At 71.5% G+C, this 14,236-nt stretch carries 13 protein-coding genes; 6 read left to right on the forward strand and 7 right to left on the reverse strand.

The features are described 5' to 3' along the window. Positions 1–80: 80 nt before the first annotated feature. Positions 81–1,112, forward strand: a complete 1,032-nt coding sequence (locus tag AC07C1_RS35975; RefSeq protein ID WP_478946061.1) for a cytochrome d ubiquinol oxidase subunit II — start codon at positions 81–83, stop codon at positions 1,110–1,112. Between the two features lie 38 nt (positions 1,113–1,150). Here the strand turns inward: AC07C1_RS35975 and AC07C1_RS35980 are convergent, their stop codons facing one another. Together AC07C1_RS35980 and AC07C1_RS35985 are read right to left on the reverse strand one after the other, a co-directional pair. Beyond that, positions 1,151–1,696 carry a hypothetical protein gene (locus AC07C1_RS35980; RefSeq protein WP_478946063.1) on the reverse strand — a complete coding sequence of 182 codons (546 nt, stop codon included), beginning with the start codon at positions 1,694–1,696 and terminating at the stop codon, positions 1,151–1,153. A 78-nt stretch (positions 1,697–1,774) separates the two neighbouring features. Beyond that, on the reverse strand, positions 1,775–1,942 hold the full coding sequence (locus AC07C1_RS35985) for a hypothetical protein (protein WP_478946064.1): 168 nt from the start codon (positions 1,940–1,942) through the stop codon (positions 1,775–1,777). Positions 1,943–2,599: 657 nt separating this feature from the next. Between AC07C1_RS35985 and AC07C1_RS35990 the strand changes: the two genes are divergently transcribed. Beyond that, on the forward strand, positions 2,600–3,280 hold the full coding sequence (locus tag AC07C1_RS35990) for a GAF and ANTAR domain-containing protein (RefSeq protein WP_478946084.1): 681 nt from the start codon (positions 2,600–2,602) through the stop codon (positions 3,278–3,280). On the opposite strand, the gene AC07C1_RS35995 is transcribed toward AC07C1_RS35990, so the two are convergent. Continuing rightward, on the reverse strand, positions 3,210–3,833 hold the full coding sequence (locus tag AC07C1_RS35995; RefSeq protein ID WP_478946066.1) for an STAS domain-containing protein: 624 nt from the start codon (positions 3,831–3,833) through the stop codon (positions 3,210–3,212). The genes AC07C1_RS35990 and AC07C1_RS35995 overlap by 71 nt on opposite strands. A gap of 136 nt (positions 3,834–3,969) precedes the next feature. On the opposite strand from AC07C1_RS35995, the gene AC07C1_RS36000 reads away from it, so the two are divergent. Next, positions 3,970–4,461 (forward strand): ATP-binding protein, encoded by a 492-nt coding sequence (locus AC07C1_RS36000; RefSeq protein WP_478946068.1) that lies wholly within the window; start codon positions 3,970–3,972, stop codon positions 4,459–4,461. Positions 4,462–4,490: 29 nt separating this feature from the next. On the opposite strand, the gene AC07C1_RS36005 is transcribed toward AC07C1_RS36000, so the two are convergent. Beyond that, positions 4,491–6,206 (reverse strand): SpoIIE family protein phosphatase, encoded by a 1,716-nt coding sequence (locus AC07C1_RS36005; protein ID WP_478946069.1) that lies wholly within the window; start codon positions 6,204–6,206, stop codon positions 4,491–4,493. Positions 6,207–6,790: 584 nt separating this feature from the next. Then, positions 6,791–6,994 carry a cold-shock protein gene (locus tag AC07C1_RS36010; RefSeq protein ID WP_014670069.1) on the reverse strand — a complete coding sequence of 68 codons (204 nt, stop codon included), beginning with the start codon at positions 6,992–6,994 and terminating at the stop codon, positions 6,791–6,793. A gap of 706 nt (positions 6,995–7,700) precedes the next feature. On the opposite strand from AC07C1_RS36010, the gene AC07C1_RS36015 reads away from it, so the two are divergent. Both AC07C1_RS36015 and AC07C1_RS36020 read left to right on the forward strand, forming a co-directional pair. Then, entirely contained in the window at positions 7,701–8,978 is a 1,278-nt protein-coding gene (locus AC07C1_RS36015) for a M20 metallopeptidase family protein (protein ID WP_478946071.1), read from the forward strand. 282 nt (positions 8,979–9,260) lie between these two features. Continuing rightward, complete coding sequence (locus tag AC07C1_RS36020) at positions 9,261–11,210, forward strand: SMI1/KNR4 family protein (RefSeq protein ID WP_478946073.1); 1,950 nt, start codon at positions 9,261–9,263, stop codon at positions 11,208–11,210. A gap of 245 nt (positions 11,211–11,455) precedes the next feature. Here AC07C1_RS36020 and AC07C1_RS36025 read toward each other — a convergent pair whose 3' ends face one another. Further along, positions 11,456–12,316 carry a helix-turn-helix domain-containing protein gene (locus AC07C1_RS36025; protein ID WP_478946075.1) on the reverse strand — a complete coding sequence of 287 codons (861 nt, stop codon included), beginning with the start codon at positions 12,314–12,316 and terminating at the stop codon, positions 11,456–11,458. Between the two features lie 113 nt (positions 12,317–12,429). Here AC07C1_RS36025 and AC07C1_RS36030 point away from each other — a divergent pair, with 113 nt between their 5' ends. Beyond that, on the forward strand, positions 12,430–12,861 hold the full coding sequence (locus AC07C1_RS36030; protein WP_478946077.1) for a hypothetical protein: 432 nt from the start codon (positions 12,430–12,432) through the stop codon (positions 12,859–12,861). A gap of 100 nt (positions 12,862–12,961) precedes the next feature. Here AC07C1_RS36030 and AC07C1_RS36035 read toward each other — a convergent pair whose 3' ends face one another. After that, positions 12,962–13,834, reverse strand: coding sequence for a class I SAM-dependent methyltransferase (locus tag AC07C1_RS36035; RefSeq protein ID WP_478946079.1), 873 nt, complete (start codon positions 13,832–13,834; stop codon positions 12,962–12,964). Positions 13,835–14,236: the final 402 nt, after the last annotated feature.

The raw sequence follows: 14,236 nt of genomic DNA on the forward strand, positions 1-14,236 counted from the left end.
TGCCGGACCGATGTTCCCCCGGCCCTCATCTCGACTCCACCGCCACCGCCCAGCGAACCGTAGCCGCACTTGGAGGCACCGTGCTCGCCGACACCGCCCTCGCCGTCATGTGGCTCGGGCTGACGTGTTACGCCCTGTTCGGAGGCGCCGACTTCGGTGCCGGTGTATGGGATCTGCTCGCCGGGGGCGCACGCCGGGGCGACGCACAGCGACGGCTCATCGAGCACAGCATCGGCCCGATCTGGGAGGCGAACCACGTCTGGCTCATCTTCGTGATCGTGCTGCTCTGGTCCGGCTTCTCCCCGGTCTTCGCCGCCATGATGTCCACCCTCTACCTGCCGCTCACCCTCGCCGCCCTCGGCATCATCGCCCGCGGCGCCGCCTTCGCCTTCCGCAAGGCCAGCACCGAGCCGTGGCAGCGCCGGCTCTTCGGCGCCTTCTTCGCCATCTCCTCACTGCTCACCCCCTTCTTCCTCGGCGCCGTCGCCGGCGGAGTCGCCTCGGGACGGGTGCCGGCCGGCCTCGCCATGGGCAACGTCATCACCAGCTGGCTCAACCCAACCTCCGCGCTCGGCGGTGTTCTGGCCGTCCTGACCTGCGCGCACCTCGCCGCCGTCTACCTGTGCGCGGACGCCGACCGCGAAGGCGACGCCGAACTGGCGCGGTCCTTCGCACGGCGTGCCGTGGCCAGCGGGCTGGCGAGCGGAACGGTCGCCCTGGCCGGCATCGCCGTACTGCACGCCGACGCTCCCCAGTTGTTCCACGGACTCACCCACCGGGCGCTGCCGCTGGTCGTTCTCAGCGCAGTCAGCGGTGTCGTGGGACTCGCCCTACTGACCCGGCGGCGCCACGTCGCGGCCCGGGGAGCGGCTGCGCTGGCCGTCGCCGCGATCCTGTGGGCATGGGGCGCGGCCCAGTACCCGGCCATGCTGGTCGGCAGCCTCACCGTGAACCAGGCCGCCTCCCAGGCCGCCGTGCTCTCCGCCTGCCTCATCGCCCTCGCCTGCGGCGCAGTGCTGCTGATTCCGGCCCTGTGGCTGCTGTACGGGACCTTCCAGCGGGCGCACACCGCTGACGCGCCGAACACGCACGGCCAGACGTCCCCCCGGTGATCCCGCGGGGCGGGCCGTTGCATCCCTGACGCAGAGGCTCAGCCGGCTGTGGTGGCCAGCGCTTCCTCGGCCTGGCGGACGCGCCACTCCTCGATCCTTTCCTGCTGCCGCCGGGCTCGTTCGAGCAGCGTGTCGAGCCGGGCAGGGTCCAGACGCTCGTCGGCGGCACTGAGCCGACACAGGGTCTGCCAGCCGGCCGCCTTCCCCTCGACCCCCAGCCGCAGGGCTTCCAGATCCAGCATGGTGCCGAGTGGGGAGGGGCGTACCAGGTGACCGTTGGGCTTCAGCCGACCCAACTTCTCGCCCGCCCAGCCCGCGCACACCTTGTAACGGCGAACGGGAACGCCGAGATCCCGCATGATGTCCAGCAGCGCTGTCCGGTCCTGGGCGATCTCGGCCGCTACGGGCTCGAGCGCGCGGCCGAGCGCAGAACCTCGGGCGGTGCGCACCAGGCGGGTGGCGCGTTCGGTGCCTGCTGTGGCGCCCGCGAGGTGGTCGTTGAGATAGATGCCGAGCAGCTTCATGTCGACACTTCCTGCGGTGGGGCGGCGCTGGATCGCGCCGGAAGACGGAAGGGCGTTCATCTGCAGCCTCCTTCGGTTGCCGGGGGGTGTCCGCATGCGAGCGACGGATCGTCACGGAGCCGGGCGGGTGAGCGGGCTTCAGTCCGGCCCGCGGGGGAGGTAGTAGCTCTGCCTGAGGAACGCGGCCAGGTCCTGCAGGGCCTGCCTGTATCCGGCTTTGTAGTGTGCGTCCACATCGGTCCGGCGGCCCTCGGCCTCCGCCCAGGAGTCGAGGTGCAGAGCGATGCGCAGGTGGTTGCGGTACAAGGCGCCGTGCCTTCCGCCGAGAGCGGCCCGCGCACGCTGCTCGTCCCAATTCTCAGGTCGCTGGTGTCGAAGGTGAGCAGTTCGTCGTCGGTCTGCGGCACCGTTTCCCTCCTCGGGTCGGTCTCCGCCGTCACGGGTACCGCGGTTGCTTCCCGAAATGTTCGAGTCGGCCAAGCCTGTGACACTCACGCGGTGGCGGGTCGTCCCGTGCACCTCCTGACTGCCGACGAGCTCCGTTGTCAGGCCCGCCGTGACCACCTGTCCCCCATGGAACCGAGCACGACGTCGTTCGGCGTTGTGCCGGGCGACGTCCGGGTACCCGGGCGGGCGTGGAGATCCGGGTGGCGCCACCATCGCGCGGGTTGGGTCAGTACGCCTGGGCAGCGGGGCAAGCGGTGAAAAGGCGCCGAGCTGTGCCACGGACTCGGCGTTGGGTGGGCGCGAACGGCCCTTCTCGCCTCGTCAGCGCTCTGAGCGCTCACACGACCGGGCGAAACCGGCGGCTGTCGGCCCTCTCGGCGTGCCACCTCCGGCACCGCCCGAACCCTCGGCGGTCCGGATAGGAGGTCGGGCATGCACGTGGGGGGTACTGTGGCCCGTCCGGTGATGTGAGGCGGGTGGGTGGTGGCGGTGGAGTGGCGTGAGTACGCCGAGCAGATGGCTGTGCTCGCGCGGGATCTGCTGGCTCAGGACTCGGTCCAGGCGACGCTGGATGAGATCGCGGCGTCGGCGGTGAAGCTGGTGGAGGGCTGCGATGCCGCCGGGATCCTGGCGGTGCGCAAGGGCCGGGCGGTGACCCTGGCGGCCTGCGGGGACATGGTCCATGAGTCCGACCGCCTGCAGGGCGAGCTGGGCGAAGGACCGTGCTTCGACCTGGCCCGCCGCAAGGACGGCGAGCGCATATGCCGCATCGCGGACATGACCCAGCCGCAGCCGGCTTGGCGGCGTTTCGCCGCGGAGGCCCGCAAGCTGGGCATGGGCAGCATGACCGGCGTGCTGCTCTACACCGACGACGAGGACTTCGGCGCGCTGAACCTGTACGCACGCCGCCCCGGAGCCTTCGGCGAGGACATCGAGAGCGCGGGCTGGCTGCTGGCCTCGCACGCCGCCGTTGCCCTGGCCAGTGCCCGCACCATCGACCAGCTCGAGCACGCGATGGAGAGCCGGCACGCCATCGGTGAGGCCATGGGCATCCTCATGGAGCGCCACCGGCTGAGCGAGGACGACGCCTTCAACGCGCTGCGCCGCATCTCCCAGCACCACAACATCAAACTGCGCGATGTCGCCCAGCGGGTCCGGGCCGAACACACACCGCCCCCTCCTGAGCCGCGGCTCTGAAGGCGGGGCGGGCGGGCGACGGGGGGATGCGCCCGCCCACCCCGCGGGCAAGACCCGTACGGGGGGAATGGGCCTTGCGGAGCCGTAGCTTAACCACAAGCTCGCCGGTTACAGCGCATCGGGTGCCGCGAGTCTCACGGCCTCCGGCCCCAGCAGCACAGCGTCGGCACCCGTCAATTCGAACAGCCGCTCGACGGTAGGCGTCACCGGTCCGGATACGGAGAAACGCACCCCGGTCCCGGCAATGGCCGTGGGCTGCCAGCAGGACGTTCAGCCCGGAACAGTCGCAGAAGCTGACCAGGCTGAAGTCCACTTCGATGCATCGGACCCCGCGGATCACCGCGGCCTCCAGCTCATCACCCAGCTGGGCTGCGGTCAGGTGGTCCACCTCGCCCAGCACCGCCACCGCACTCCGGCCCTCCACCGTTGTGCTGGATACGCGCAACCGCTCGCCGAGCCGCTTCCCAGGGGCGCTGTCCACGCGGACAGCGTCTCGGCTGCACGGCCCCAAGTCAAAGGGCCGGCCGGGAATCAGCCCGGCGTACGGGTGCACATTCCCCGGATGGGGTCCAGATGCTCGCTCGAAGCGTCAGGCGCCGGGAGCGTGCCGAAGGTGTGCGCGGTCGACGCCGGGGTAGGCGCGGCCGGAAAGCCGCTCAACAACGGCGAGTACAAGGAAAGAACTCCGCATGGTCATCCCGCTTAGGAAGCAGGCGGCAGACGGGCCGGACGCGGGTGGACAGGAAACGCTGCGCTGCGGGACGGCCTGGGCCGAGGGCGCGGCCCGTGCCGCGGACGCGCGCCAGGTTCTACGCGCTTTCCTCACCCGTGCCCGGCATACCCGCCGCGCCCCGCTGCCCCCTTCGGCCCTGGACGCCGAACTCGTCGTCAGCGAGCTGGTCACGAACGCCGTCCGGTATGCCCCCGGCCGGTGCGAACTGGTTCTGCAGCTGTCCGGCGTAGAACTGGCGATCACCGTGTGGGACACCTCCACCGAGGAGCCGACGGTGAAAGAGCGCGACCCGCACCGCGTCGGCGGTCACGGACTGCACCTGGTGCGCGCGGTCAGTCACAGAGTCGACATCGCGCGCCGCGCCCCGGGCAAGCAGGTCACCGCCCATCTGACCCTGACACCGACGGCGAGCATCACCCGAGGGCACCGCCGTACGCAGACGGCGTGAGCGTCTCGCTTTCGTGCTGATCAGTCCCCTCACCTTGGGGTGCGCAGGGCGAGGAGAGCGATGTCGTCGTCGTTGCCCGCGGGGCGGACGCGGCGCATGAGCTCGTCGGTGAAGGAGGCAAGGGGACGGTGGGCGAGGGCGGCGGCGTGTCGGCGTAGTCGGTTCAGTCCCTCGTCGAGGCTGTGGCCGGGGGCTTCGATGAGGCCGTCGGTGTAGAGCAGCAGGGTGGATCCGGGCGGCAGCAGGGCTGTGGCGTCCGGGCGGGGTGTGCGGATGCCGGTGCCCAGCAGGATGCTGTGGCCTTCGGTGAGGTAGTGGGCCAGGCCGTCGTGGGTGACCAGCAACGGCGGAGGGTGGCCCGCGTTGGTCCAGGACAGCCGCCAGTGGCCGTCCTCCGCTGCTTGGGCCCGGGCGAGGATCAGGGTGGCCATGGTGACGTCGGTGATGGGCAGGACCGCTTCATCGAGCCGTTCGACGATCCGGCTGGGGGGTTCATGCTGGGACCAGGCGTAGGCGCGGAGCATGTTGCGCAGCTGGGCCATGCCGGCCGCGGCTTCCAGGTCGTGGCCGACGACGTCCCCGATGGCCAGGGCGGTCGCGCCGTCGGAGAGGGTGAAGGCGTCGTACCAGTCGCCGCCGACCTGCGAGGCGTCGGGGGCGGGCAGGTAGCGGACGGTCATTTCCAGTCCGGGCACGCGTGGCATCTGGGGCAGCAGGTGGTTCTGCATGGTCTCGGCGACCTTGCGCTGGCGCTGGTAGAGGCGGGCGTTGTCCAGGGCGAGGCCGGCGCGGCGGGCTATGTCCTCCACCAGGGCGAGGTCGACGGTCGTGAAGTTCCCGGGTCTCTTGGCGCGTCCCAGGGTGAGGGCTCCCATGACTTCGCGTGTGCTGCGCAGCGGGGCGATGGCTGCGGAGTGGATGCCGGTGGCGTCGAACAGGCGGCGCTGCTCGGCCGCGATGCCGGAATCCGGTGCCCGCTGGTAGGTCTGCGGGCCGGCCAGAGTGGAGGCGATTCCGCGCAGCGCTCTCGACAGCGGCATCGGGGATTCCTCCGGGACGGGCGGCATCGGTCCCTGCAGGTCCTCGCGGTGCACCAGGGTGTGTCCGTCGGCGTGCACGACGGCGGTGCGCCACACCTCGTCGCGTTCGGTGATCAAGTCGATGACGGCCCAGTCCGCCAGCCGGGGAACGACCAGGCCCACCAGCCGGCGCAGCGTCTCGTCGACCTCGAGAGTAGAGGTCAGCTGCGTCGTGGTCTCCGCCAGCAGCGCGAGCCGTTCGAGTTCCGGCAGAGGTTCGGCCGCTGCCTCCCGCCGCGGGCCGGGATCCTGCCGATGCTCACAGCTGTGGAAGAGCACGAGCGTGCCGGTCTCGTCACCGCCGGTGTCGTAGGGGGTGATCAGCCAGGAGATCGGCAACAGGGAGCCGTCTGCGCGTGCGAAGTAGTCCTCGTCGGCCTGCGCGGTGCGCCCGGCGTGGAAAGCCTGCCGCATGCTGCACTGCGTCGCCGGCAGCGGCTGGCCGTGGGCGTCCCGGTGCAGCAGCTCGTGCGCGTCACGGCCGAGGAGATCTTCGGCCGGCCGGTCCAGGAGCTGTTCGGCGCGGGTGTTGACGGCGATGACGCAACCCTGCTGGTTGACGACGTAGGCTCCGGTCCCCATGGCTTCCAGCGCCCCGGTGAGCATGGCGGCAGGAGCGGCCGACGACGTCGTCCCGGGGGTCTCCGTATGCTCCGGCCCCTCCATGTGCTCGCTCCTTCACTGATCGGCCGACCGACCACTGCCCCGCCTGCACGGCCGCACGCGGTGGTCTCTCCTGCGTGCCTTCCCGTATGCCCCCTGGCGCGCAGCCCAGCCCCTCCATCCGGTTGTCCGGACCACGTGCGCGCCCACGACCCCGAGCGCGGCGGGGCCGGGTGGGAGTCGTGGAACGTCCGTGACTGTGGGGTTCCGCTCGTACGAGGGCATGGTGGCCGCGGATTTCCGGAGCGCCCGCTCCCCCGCACCATGTGGGTCCCCCGGGCGCGGGCGGGCAGTCTGGAGCACTGATTGCAGTCTGGAGCACTGATTGCAGGAGGCTCTGCCACACCGGCGGGGGGCACTGTTCCGGACGCCGTACCCCGGCGCTCACCCCGCTGTACCCCGAGCCGCCCGCTGCGGGCGAGATGCAGACCCGGGCTCAAAGATCCCAGCAGCAGACGCGAGCCGGGGCGGGCATCGACTCGCCCTCCCCGGCACCGTCCACGGGATGCCCCGAGTCGGGCCGTCATGGCCCGACGGAGCGAGTTCCACGAGCCACCGGCACGACCGCCGATGGCTCAGCTGCAGGATCAGGCGGGGCGGATGTTCTCCGCCTGCGGGCCCTTCTGGCCCTGGGTGACGTCGAACTCCACCTTCTGGCCCTCCTGCAGCTCGCGGTAACCCTGGCTGGCGATGTTGGAGTAGTGGGCGAAGACGTCGGGGCCGCCGCCCTCCTGCTCGATGAAGCCGAAGCCCTTCTCGCTGTTGAACCACTTGACAGTGCCCTTGGCCATGACCGTCTCCTTCATGGAAAACCGGGCCCGCACCTTGCGTGCCCCGGAGGTGATCGCCCTGGTCCGGAGAGGCGCTGAACAGCAAGAACGCCCGTGCTTGCGATCACGGGCGAACAGAACTTCGGAACCACGACTGCTGATCACAACGCTATACCGGCGTGGCGGCAGCCGCTAGCGGTAACACGGCAGCATCGACGCCGGTCTTGGTCGGTGCCCGCCGCGACGGGGACTGCCGCGGTCGCGCGGTGGTGCCGGCCTCGGGGGTGAAGCAGTAGCCGCTGCCGTAGAGGAGGGGTTCGGTTCCGAAGGCGGCGGTGGGGGCGGGGACTTGGCAGGGGATGGGAGTACCTGCCTGCCATGTCGAACCACGGACGGGCCACTCGCCGGGCAGTGTTCCGGCGCCGTGCGTGAAGATCCACGCGATGTCGGGGTACCGCGGGAGACGCCGGTCGAAATGGATGGGTCCCCACCCTCACGCGGCTCTGCGGGCTGTCCTCATCCGAGCATGTCAGCGCGTCGGCCGCTGGCCAGCAGGCGGAATCCGCCATCCTGTCGCACGCGGCCCTGTCCGAATCCCGCACGCCGGGGCCGACGGGGACTGTCCGGCACGGCCGTGCCGTCCCTACCGTGAGGGGGTACCGCCTCCTCGTGTGACGCCGTCGCCGGCCGCACCGCCAACGGCCGGCCCGGGAAGGAGAACGGCCGCATGACACCTCCGCCTCCGGCCGGGCACGGCACGCCGGACGCCGCCCCGTCCCGGCCGGCGGCCGCCGACCCGGCTCTGCTCGACGAGGCGCGCCGGCTGGCCCCCGAAGCGGTCGCCCTGCGCCGCACCCTGCACCGCGGCCCCGAGCTGGGCCTCGACCTGCCGGCCACCCAGCGCCTGATCCTCGACGCGCTCGACGGTCTCGGCCTGGACGTCCGCACCGGCCGCGCCCTGTCCTCCGTCACCGCGACCCTCACCGGAGCGGCCGACGGCCCGACGATCCTGCTGCGCGCGGACATGGACGCACTGCCGGTCACCGAGGGCACCGGGCTGCCGTTCGCCTCACGGACCCCGGGGCTGATGCATGCTTGCGGGCACGACGCCCACATGGCGATGCTGGTGGGCACCGCCCGGCTGCTCGCCGAGCGGCGGGAACGGATCGCCGGGCGCGTGGTGTTCATGTTCCAGCCCGGCGAGGAGGGCGAGCACGGAGCCCGCCACATGATCGAGGAGGGGGTGCTGGAGGCCTCCGGCAGCAGAGCCGACGCCGCCTTCGCCCTGCACGTGCAGCCCAACCTGCCGGCCGGTGTGGTGCGGCTGCGCCCCGGGCCGCAGATGGCGGCCTCCGACCGGTTCCGGGTCCTCGTCCAAGGGCGCGGCGGGCACGCCTCGGCGCCGCACACCACCTGTGATCCGGTGCCGGTGGCCTGCGAGATCGTGCTCGCCCTCCAGACGATGGTCACCCGCAGCCTCGCCGCCGACGACAGCGCCGTCCTCAGCGTGACCCGGCTGACCGCGGGGACCGCCCCCGGTATCATCCCGGACACCGCCGAACTGGGCGGCACCCTGCGCACCCTGGCCGAGCCGACCCGGCAGCACATGCACGAGGCCGTCGCCCGGGTCGCCCACGGGGTGGCCGCCGCCCACGGCGCTACGGCGGAGGTGACCGTCGAACCCGGTTATCCGGTCACCGTCAACGACCCCGGCTTCACCGACTTCGTCCTGCGCACCGCCACCGGCACGCTCGGCGCCGAGGCGGTGGACGTCCTGCCGACCGCGCAGCTGACGGCGGAGGACTTCTCCTACGTCCTCCAGGCGGTCCCCGGCGCCCTGGCCTTCCTCGGCGCGTGCCCGCCGGACCTGACACCGCACACGGCCCCCTCTCTGCACTCGTCCTGCATGGCCATCGACGAGGACGTGATCACCACCGGCATCGCCTGCGAGTCAGCCGTGGCCCTGGCCTTCCTCGCCGGCCGCGGACCGGAGCCGGCCCGGTGACCGCCCCGGGTACACGGGCGGCTCGGCCCGGGGAACCGGAGCAGGTCGAGGCCCTGTGGCTGGAGGCGAGCCGCCGGCCGGCCGACCGGGGGCCCCGCGGCCCCGCCCCGCACACCTGGCGAGCCGCACCTTCACTCCGGTGTCCCGACCGGGTGGCGGCCGACGGACCCGCGACGCACCTGGTGCCCGCGTCCTCCGACGTGCCAATACCGGTGGGTGGCACGGCAGTTGGCCGCGGCAGGCAGCGGAGCGTTGTCAGTGGTGGGTGGCAGCATCGGGAGCATGACGGACACCACGGCATTCGACTGGCGGTCCTTCCTGCTCAGGTGGAGCGGGGAGTGGGCGGATTCCCTGCAGGACGATGAGACGCGGGGCGAGGACGACGAGGCCGCGCGGCGGGCGCGTTGGCTGGGGTTCCCGCCCGCGTCCGAGGAGCGGATCGCGGCCATGGAGGAGCGCCTCGGCCGACGGATGCCCCCGTCGTACCGGGAGTTCCTCAAGGTCAGCGACGGGTGGCGGCACGCGGGTGGGTTCGTGTGGCTGCTGGCGGGGACCGAGGACGCGCACTGGCACAACGACGAGTCGGGACTCGCGGACATCTTCGAGGAGTACCTGGACGAGGACGCCGGGCCCGAGGAGCGGCGGGAGGTGGACATCTGGCGGCGCGGACTGCAGCTCGACGTCGAGTCCGACATCACCCACGTACTCATGGATCCCGAGGACGTGGACGAGGACGGTGAGTGGGCCGTGTACACGTGGGCGAGCTGGCGGGCCGCACCGCCCGAGCGGCACGCGAACTTCCTCGAGTTCATGCGGGAGATGTACCGGGAGTTCCACAGCCTGCGGGCGCAGCCGGGCGAGGGGGAGCCGGAGTTCGCCAACGACACGACGCGAACGCTGGACGCCCTGGTGGAGGAAGCCCGGCTGGAGGCGCTGCGCGGCGGCTGGGAACGGGCCGGGAAGGCGCTCGACGAGGCCAAGGAGTACGGCAGACCGCGGGCCGCCGGGCTGGGTGACCAGATACGCCGCCTGCTCGGACAGACCTACCTGGTGTACTTCGACGGGCTGGTGACGAACCCGCGGTACGCGCCCGAGCTGCTGCCGCCGCTGGTCGCCGAGCACGCGGCGCACTCGTACCGGGACGACTCCACGCTGACGTTCCATCTGCGGGGCGCCGACGACGACCTGGTGTCACTGGCTTACGCGACGCTGGATCAGGTGAGGAACGGTTCGTACCGGTACACGGCGGCCGGACCGTTCGGGCAAGCGGTCGAGCGGGCGCGTGAGCTGGCGCGGTGGGGAGACACCGACCGGGCATGGCGGGCACTGATGGACGCTCTGCCCCTGTGGGAGCCGCTGGGACCGGACCAGCTGGCGCCGCTGGGGTGGGTGGCCGACCCGGTGCTCGGGCCGCTGCTGACCCCCGAGCGGGGTCGCGAGCTGCTGTCCACTCCGCGGGGTGGGCAGGCGGGTGAGGCACCGAGTCCGACGGCCGGGCTCGACCCGGGCGGCCTGGCGTGGCTCGCGGAGCCGGACCCGGACAGCAACCGCACGTCCTACCGGTTCGTGCTGGTGGAGGGGGTGGAGCCGGAGGAGGTGCCCGGACGTCTCGCGGACGGGGACGGCACCGTGCTGAACGAACCCATGACCCTCTGGGAGGCGCGCGGGTCGCTGGGCGACCAGAGGGAGTTCTCGTCCTACGACGACAGGGCTCTCATGGCGGTCGGCCGGGCCGGCACCGGCTGGAGCTTCGCCTTCGACGGCGATCCCGCCCCGTTCGACCGGCGGCGGTTCGTCTCCCCGGCGGCGGCCGCCGGCGAGGGCACCCGCGCGGTGGTGGTGTGGAGCGGCCTGAGGACATGGCACGGAGAACCGTTCTTCCACCTTTCGGTGGCGCGGGACGGTGCCGAGCAGTACGCATTCACGTACGCGGAGGGGGAGATACAGCAAAGCGGGGCGATACCACCGGCGCTGGAACCGAGCCGGTTCTTCGGTGACCTGGAGGACGGCGCCGAGGCGGAACGGTCGCTGCTGGAAGCAGTGACCGGGGAGTTCGGCGCCTGTCTGCCGCGTCACGCGCTCGTGAACGGCCGGCTGCACACATTCACCACCCGCTCCTGGACGCGGCCGCCCAGGGACGGCGAGACGTACGCGGTGATCCGCGTGCAGCTGGGATCCGTCCGCCCCGCGGACGGCGAGCGGGCAGGAGAGGACGGGCCGGGAAGCAGGTAGAGACCGGCCGGGCCGCGCACATTCCCCATGGTCATCGCGGCACGGACGTTCCACGGTGCCCGGGCGCGTCAGCCTGCGGCGCGGCGCACCGGCCGAGTCCGTTGTCCACAGGACGCGTCCGCGCAGGTGCGGCTCCACGTGCGGCTGCGCGCCCTGCGGCCACCGACCGCGGCAGGTCTGGACGCCGTCGTCGGACTACGACCGGGACGAGACCGATGAATCCCGAAGGGGCGTCTTCCGGCCCGTCAAAGCGGCGCTGCCGGGCGTTCCTGGCGGCCCTCGTTCTGCTGTCGCCGCCCCTCCCCACCGGCTGACGCCCAGCGTCGCAGGAGTGCTTCCGTGGTGTCGTCCATCGGGAAGAACGCCTCCACCGCCAGCTCGGAGAGCGTCACGTCCTCCGGGGCCCCGAAGGTGGCGATCATGCTGAAGAAGGACAGGTCCCCGTACGGCGTGCGCACCCGCAGCGGTACGACGATGTCCATGGCGTCGACGCGCGCGGGCTCGGGCGCCGCACCCGGCGTGGAGGGGTAGCCGGACACCTCCTCGTACAGGTCCCGCAGGTCGCGGTGGCCCGTGGCGTTGGCCTGGTGCAGGAGACGACCGAGGGCATGGGCGCGCACCTCCGCGAAGTTCAGGCAGCTGGAGGCCAGGCCGTCGGGGTGCAGGATCAGACGCATGACGTTGGCGCTCGGGTCCGTCAGATGCGGCGGGACGAGGTCCAGGAGGACGGACATGGCGCGGTTGCAGTCGACGACGTCCCAGACGCGGTTGATGACGGCCGCCGGGTAGGGATCGTGCCCCGCCAGCATCGTCCTCAGCGCGGAACGCGCCATCGTCAGGCGGTCGCTGTCCAGCGGGGTCTCCCGGTACGCCGGGGCGTAACCGGCGGCCAGCAGGAGTCCGTTGCGGTCGCGCAGGGGAACGTCGAGGTGTTCGGCGAGTCGGAGCACCATCTCCCGGCTGGGCCGCGCCCGGCCGGTCTCGACACACGACAGATGGCGGGTCGAGGTGTCCGCCTTCAGCGCCAGGTCGAGTTGGCTGAGCTTGCGGCGCTGTCGCCAGTCCCGCAGTAACAGCCCCACGCGAGGCAGTTCGTCCGTCTGCATGTTTCCACGGTAGTCAATGCCCTGTCGCCGGACCATGACCTCAGAGGTCATGGAGTTCGCGACGTGTCGCATGCCACGGTGGACCGGCGAAGCGACCTTGAAGGAGATCCGTGATGACGCACACCCTGCCCACCACCGACACGGCCACGCCCTCGCTCGACGCGACGCGCTTCCTGCGCCTGGTACTGCGGGTCGACGCCGCGAGCACCGCAGTGATGGCGGTCGTACTGATCGCGGCCTGCGGGCCGCTCGGTTCCGCCACCGGGATGCCGGTGGGCTTCACGGTCGGATTCGGGATCTACCAACTCGGCGGGGCGGCCGCGCTCGCCCTGATCGCGGGCTACCCGGTGATCCCGCCCGGACTGGTCCGGGCCGTCATCGCGGTGAACGCGGCCTCCGCCGTCGCCTGCGTCACGGTGGCCGTCGCCGACCCGGTCTCGCTGACCGGCTTCGGCGTCGCCTTCATGCTGATCGGTGCGCTGGTCGTGGCCGTGTACGCGGTGCTGGAGTACGCCGGGCTGCGGCGCGTGACCGCAACGGCATGAGGCGGGCGGCGCGCCCGGCCGCGTCGGCTGCCTCCTCGCCGGTCTCACCGATGACTCCCCCGGCGGCGCGGCGGGATCGGTCCCGGGGCGCGCGGCGGCATCAGTCCCGGGGCGCGCGGGCCCGCATGTAGACGATCGGGGTCGGCAGCGTGATGATCCCGTCCGCGCCGCGCAGGGCGTCCAGCCTGCGGGCGACCTCGGCGGCGAGTTCATCGGCCTCCCGCTCGGCCAGCCGGTCCCACAGGCGGCGCATTCCGTGCGTGCGGGTCCACCGGACCCACTGGGCCCCGGACTCGACGGTGATGAGCAGGTCCTCCTCCATGACCTCCGCGTCCACGAAACCGGCGCCGGCCAGCGTCCGGGCGACGGCCTCTTCGGTCACCAGCCAGTTGTTGTGGATGTTGGTGAAGGGGCAGTCGTAGGCGTCGCCCTCCTTCGGCTGCGTCATGTGCGGCAGCAGCAGGTCGTGGACGTCCTCGGGGAGGAAACCCCACTTCCCGGTCGCGGTCGGGAAGAAGGAGGGGGCGCTCGCGGCGAAGACGCCGCCGGGGCGCAGCAGTTGGCGGTAAGGCTTCAGTTCGGCGGAGCCGTGGGTCCAGATGAAGACGCTGAAGCCACCGATGACGGCGTCGAACCGGGCCTTGGGATAGTCCGGCTGCTGCCCGTTCATCACCTGCGTGGTCACCTGGCCGAGGCCCCGCTCGCGGGCGTCGGTCCCCGCGTACCCGACCATCTCCTCCGAGAGGTCGATACCGATGACCTCACCGCTCGGCCCGACCGCCTCGGCCACCGGGAAGAGGACGGCACCACGGCCACAGCCGACATCGAGGACGGACTGTCCGGAACCGATTCCGGAGAATTCGACGAGTCGCCGGCCGATGGGGCCGAAGAATTCCACACCACTCTGGTCGTACACCGCTGCGGCGGTATTGAAAACCCGGTGCATCTCGGCCGTGCTCTCGGAATTTCCCACTTGACTGCTCCTTGACGGGAGGAATTCGGATGGGCCACCGCTCAGCGGCGCCTGCAATCGTGGAACACCACCTCGGACCGCGTCCAATAGTCGGGACTTCTGGCTGCCAGCAGCATTCGTTATGACCTCATAGCGAATGCTGCTGGCAGCCAGAAGTCTCTTGTATTGGACGTCGCACGGCTGCCACAGCCAACATCGGTCATCGGGACCGGGCCGCGCTCCGGCCCCGTGGAAAGGGTGGAAGTCAATGAGTGAATTCCCGGGTTCGTCGGCTTCGAACGGCGAGGGGACTCCCGGAGTGGATGCCCTTGCCCAGCGGGTCGGGGGCGAGGTGTTCGTTCCGGGGCAGGAGGGTTTCGATGAGGAGCGCACCGGTTTTCAGCGGGCGGTGGTGCATCGTCC

Source organism: Streptomyces sp. NPDC045022, from assembly GCF_056432605.1.

Coding starts and splice junctions, on each gene's coding strand:
- AC07C1_RS36025 (WP_478946075.1), bottom strand. CDS start 12,316: ATGCAGACGGACGAACTGCCTCGCGTGGGGCTGTTACTGCGGGACTGG.
- AC07C1_RS36015 (WP_478946071.1), top strand. CDS start 7,701: ATGACACCTCCGCCTCCGGCCGGGCACGGCACGCCGGACGCCGCCCCG.
- AC07C1_RS36030 (WP_478946077.1), top strand. CDS start 12,430: ATGACGCACACCCTGCCCACCACCGACACGGCCACGCCCTCGCTCGAC.
- AC07C1_RS36020 (WP_478946073.1), top strand. CDS start 9,261: ATGACGGACACCACGGCATTCGACTGGCGGTCCTTCCTGCTCAGGTGG.
- AC07C1_RS36010 (WP_014670069.1), bottom strand. CDS start 6,994: ATGGCCAAGGGCACTGTCAAGTGGTTCAACAGCGAGAAGGGCTTCGGC.
- AC07C1_RS35980 (WP_478946063.1), bottom strand. CDS start 1,696: ATGAACGCCCTTCCGTCTTCCGGCGCGATCCAGCGCCGCCCCACCGCA.
- AC07C1_RS35990 (WP_478946084.1), top strand. CDS start 2,600: ATGGCTGTGCTCGCGCGGGATCTGCTGGCTCAGGACTCGGTCCAGGCG.
- AC07C1_RS36005 (WP_478946069.1), bottom strand. CDS start 6,206: ATGGAGGGGCCGGAGCATACGGAGACCCCCGGGACGACGTCGTCGGCC.
- AC07C1_RS36000 (WP_478946068.1), top strand. CDS start 3,970: ATGGTCATCCCGCTTAGGAAGCAGGCGGCAGACGGGCCGGACGCGGGT.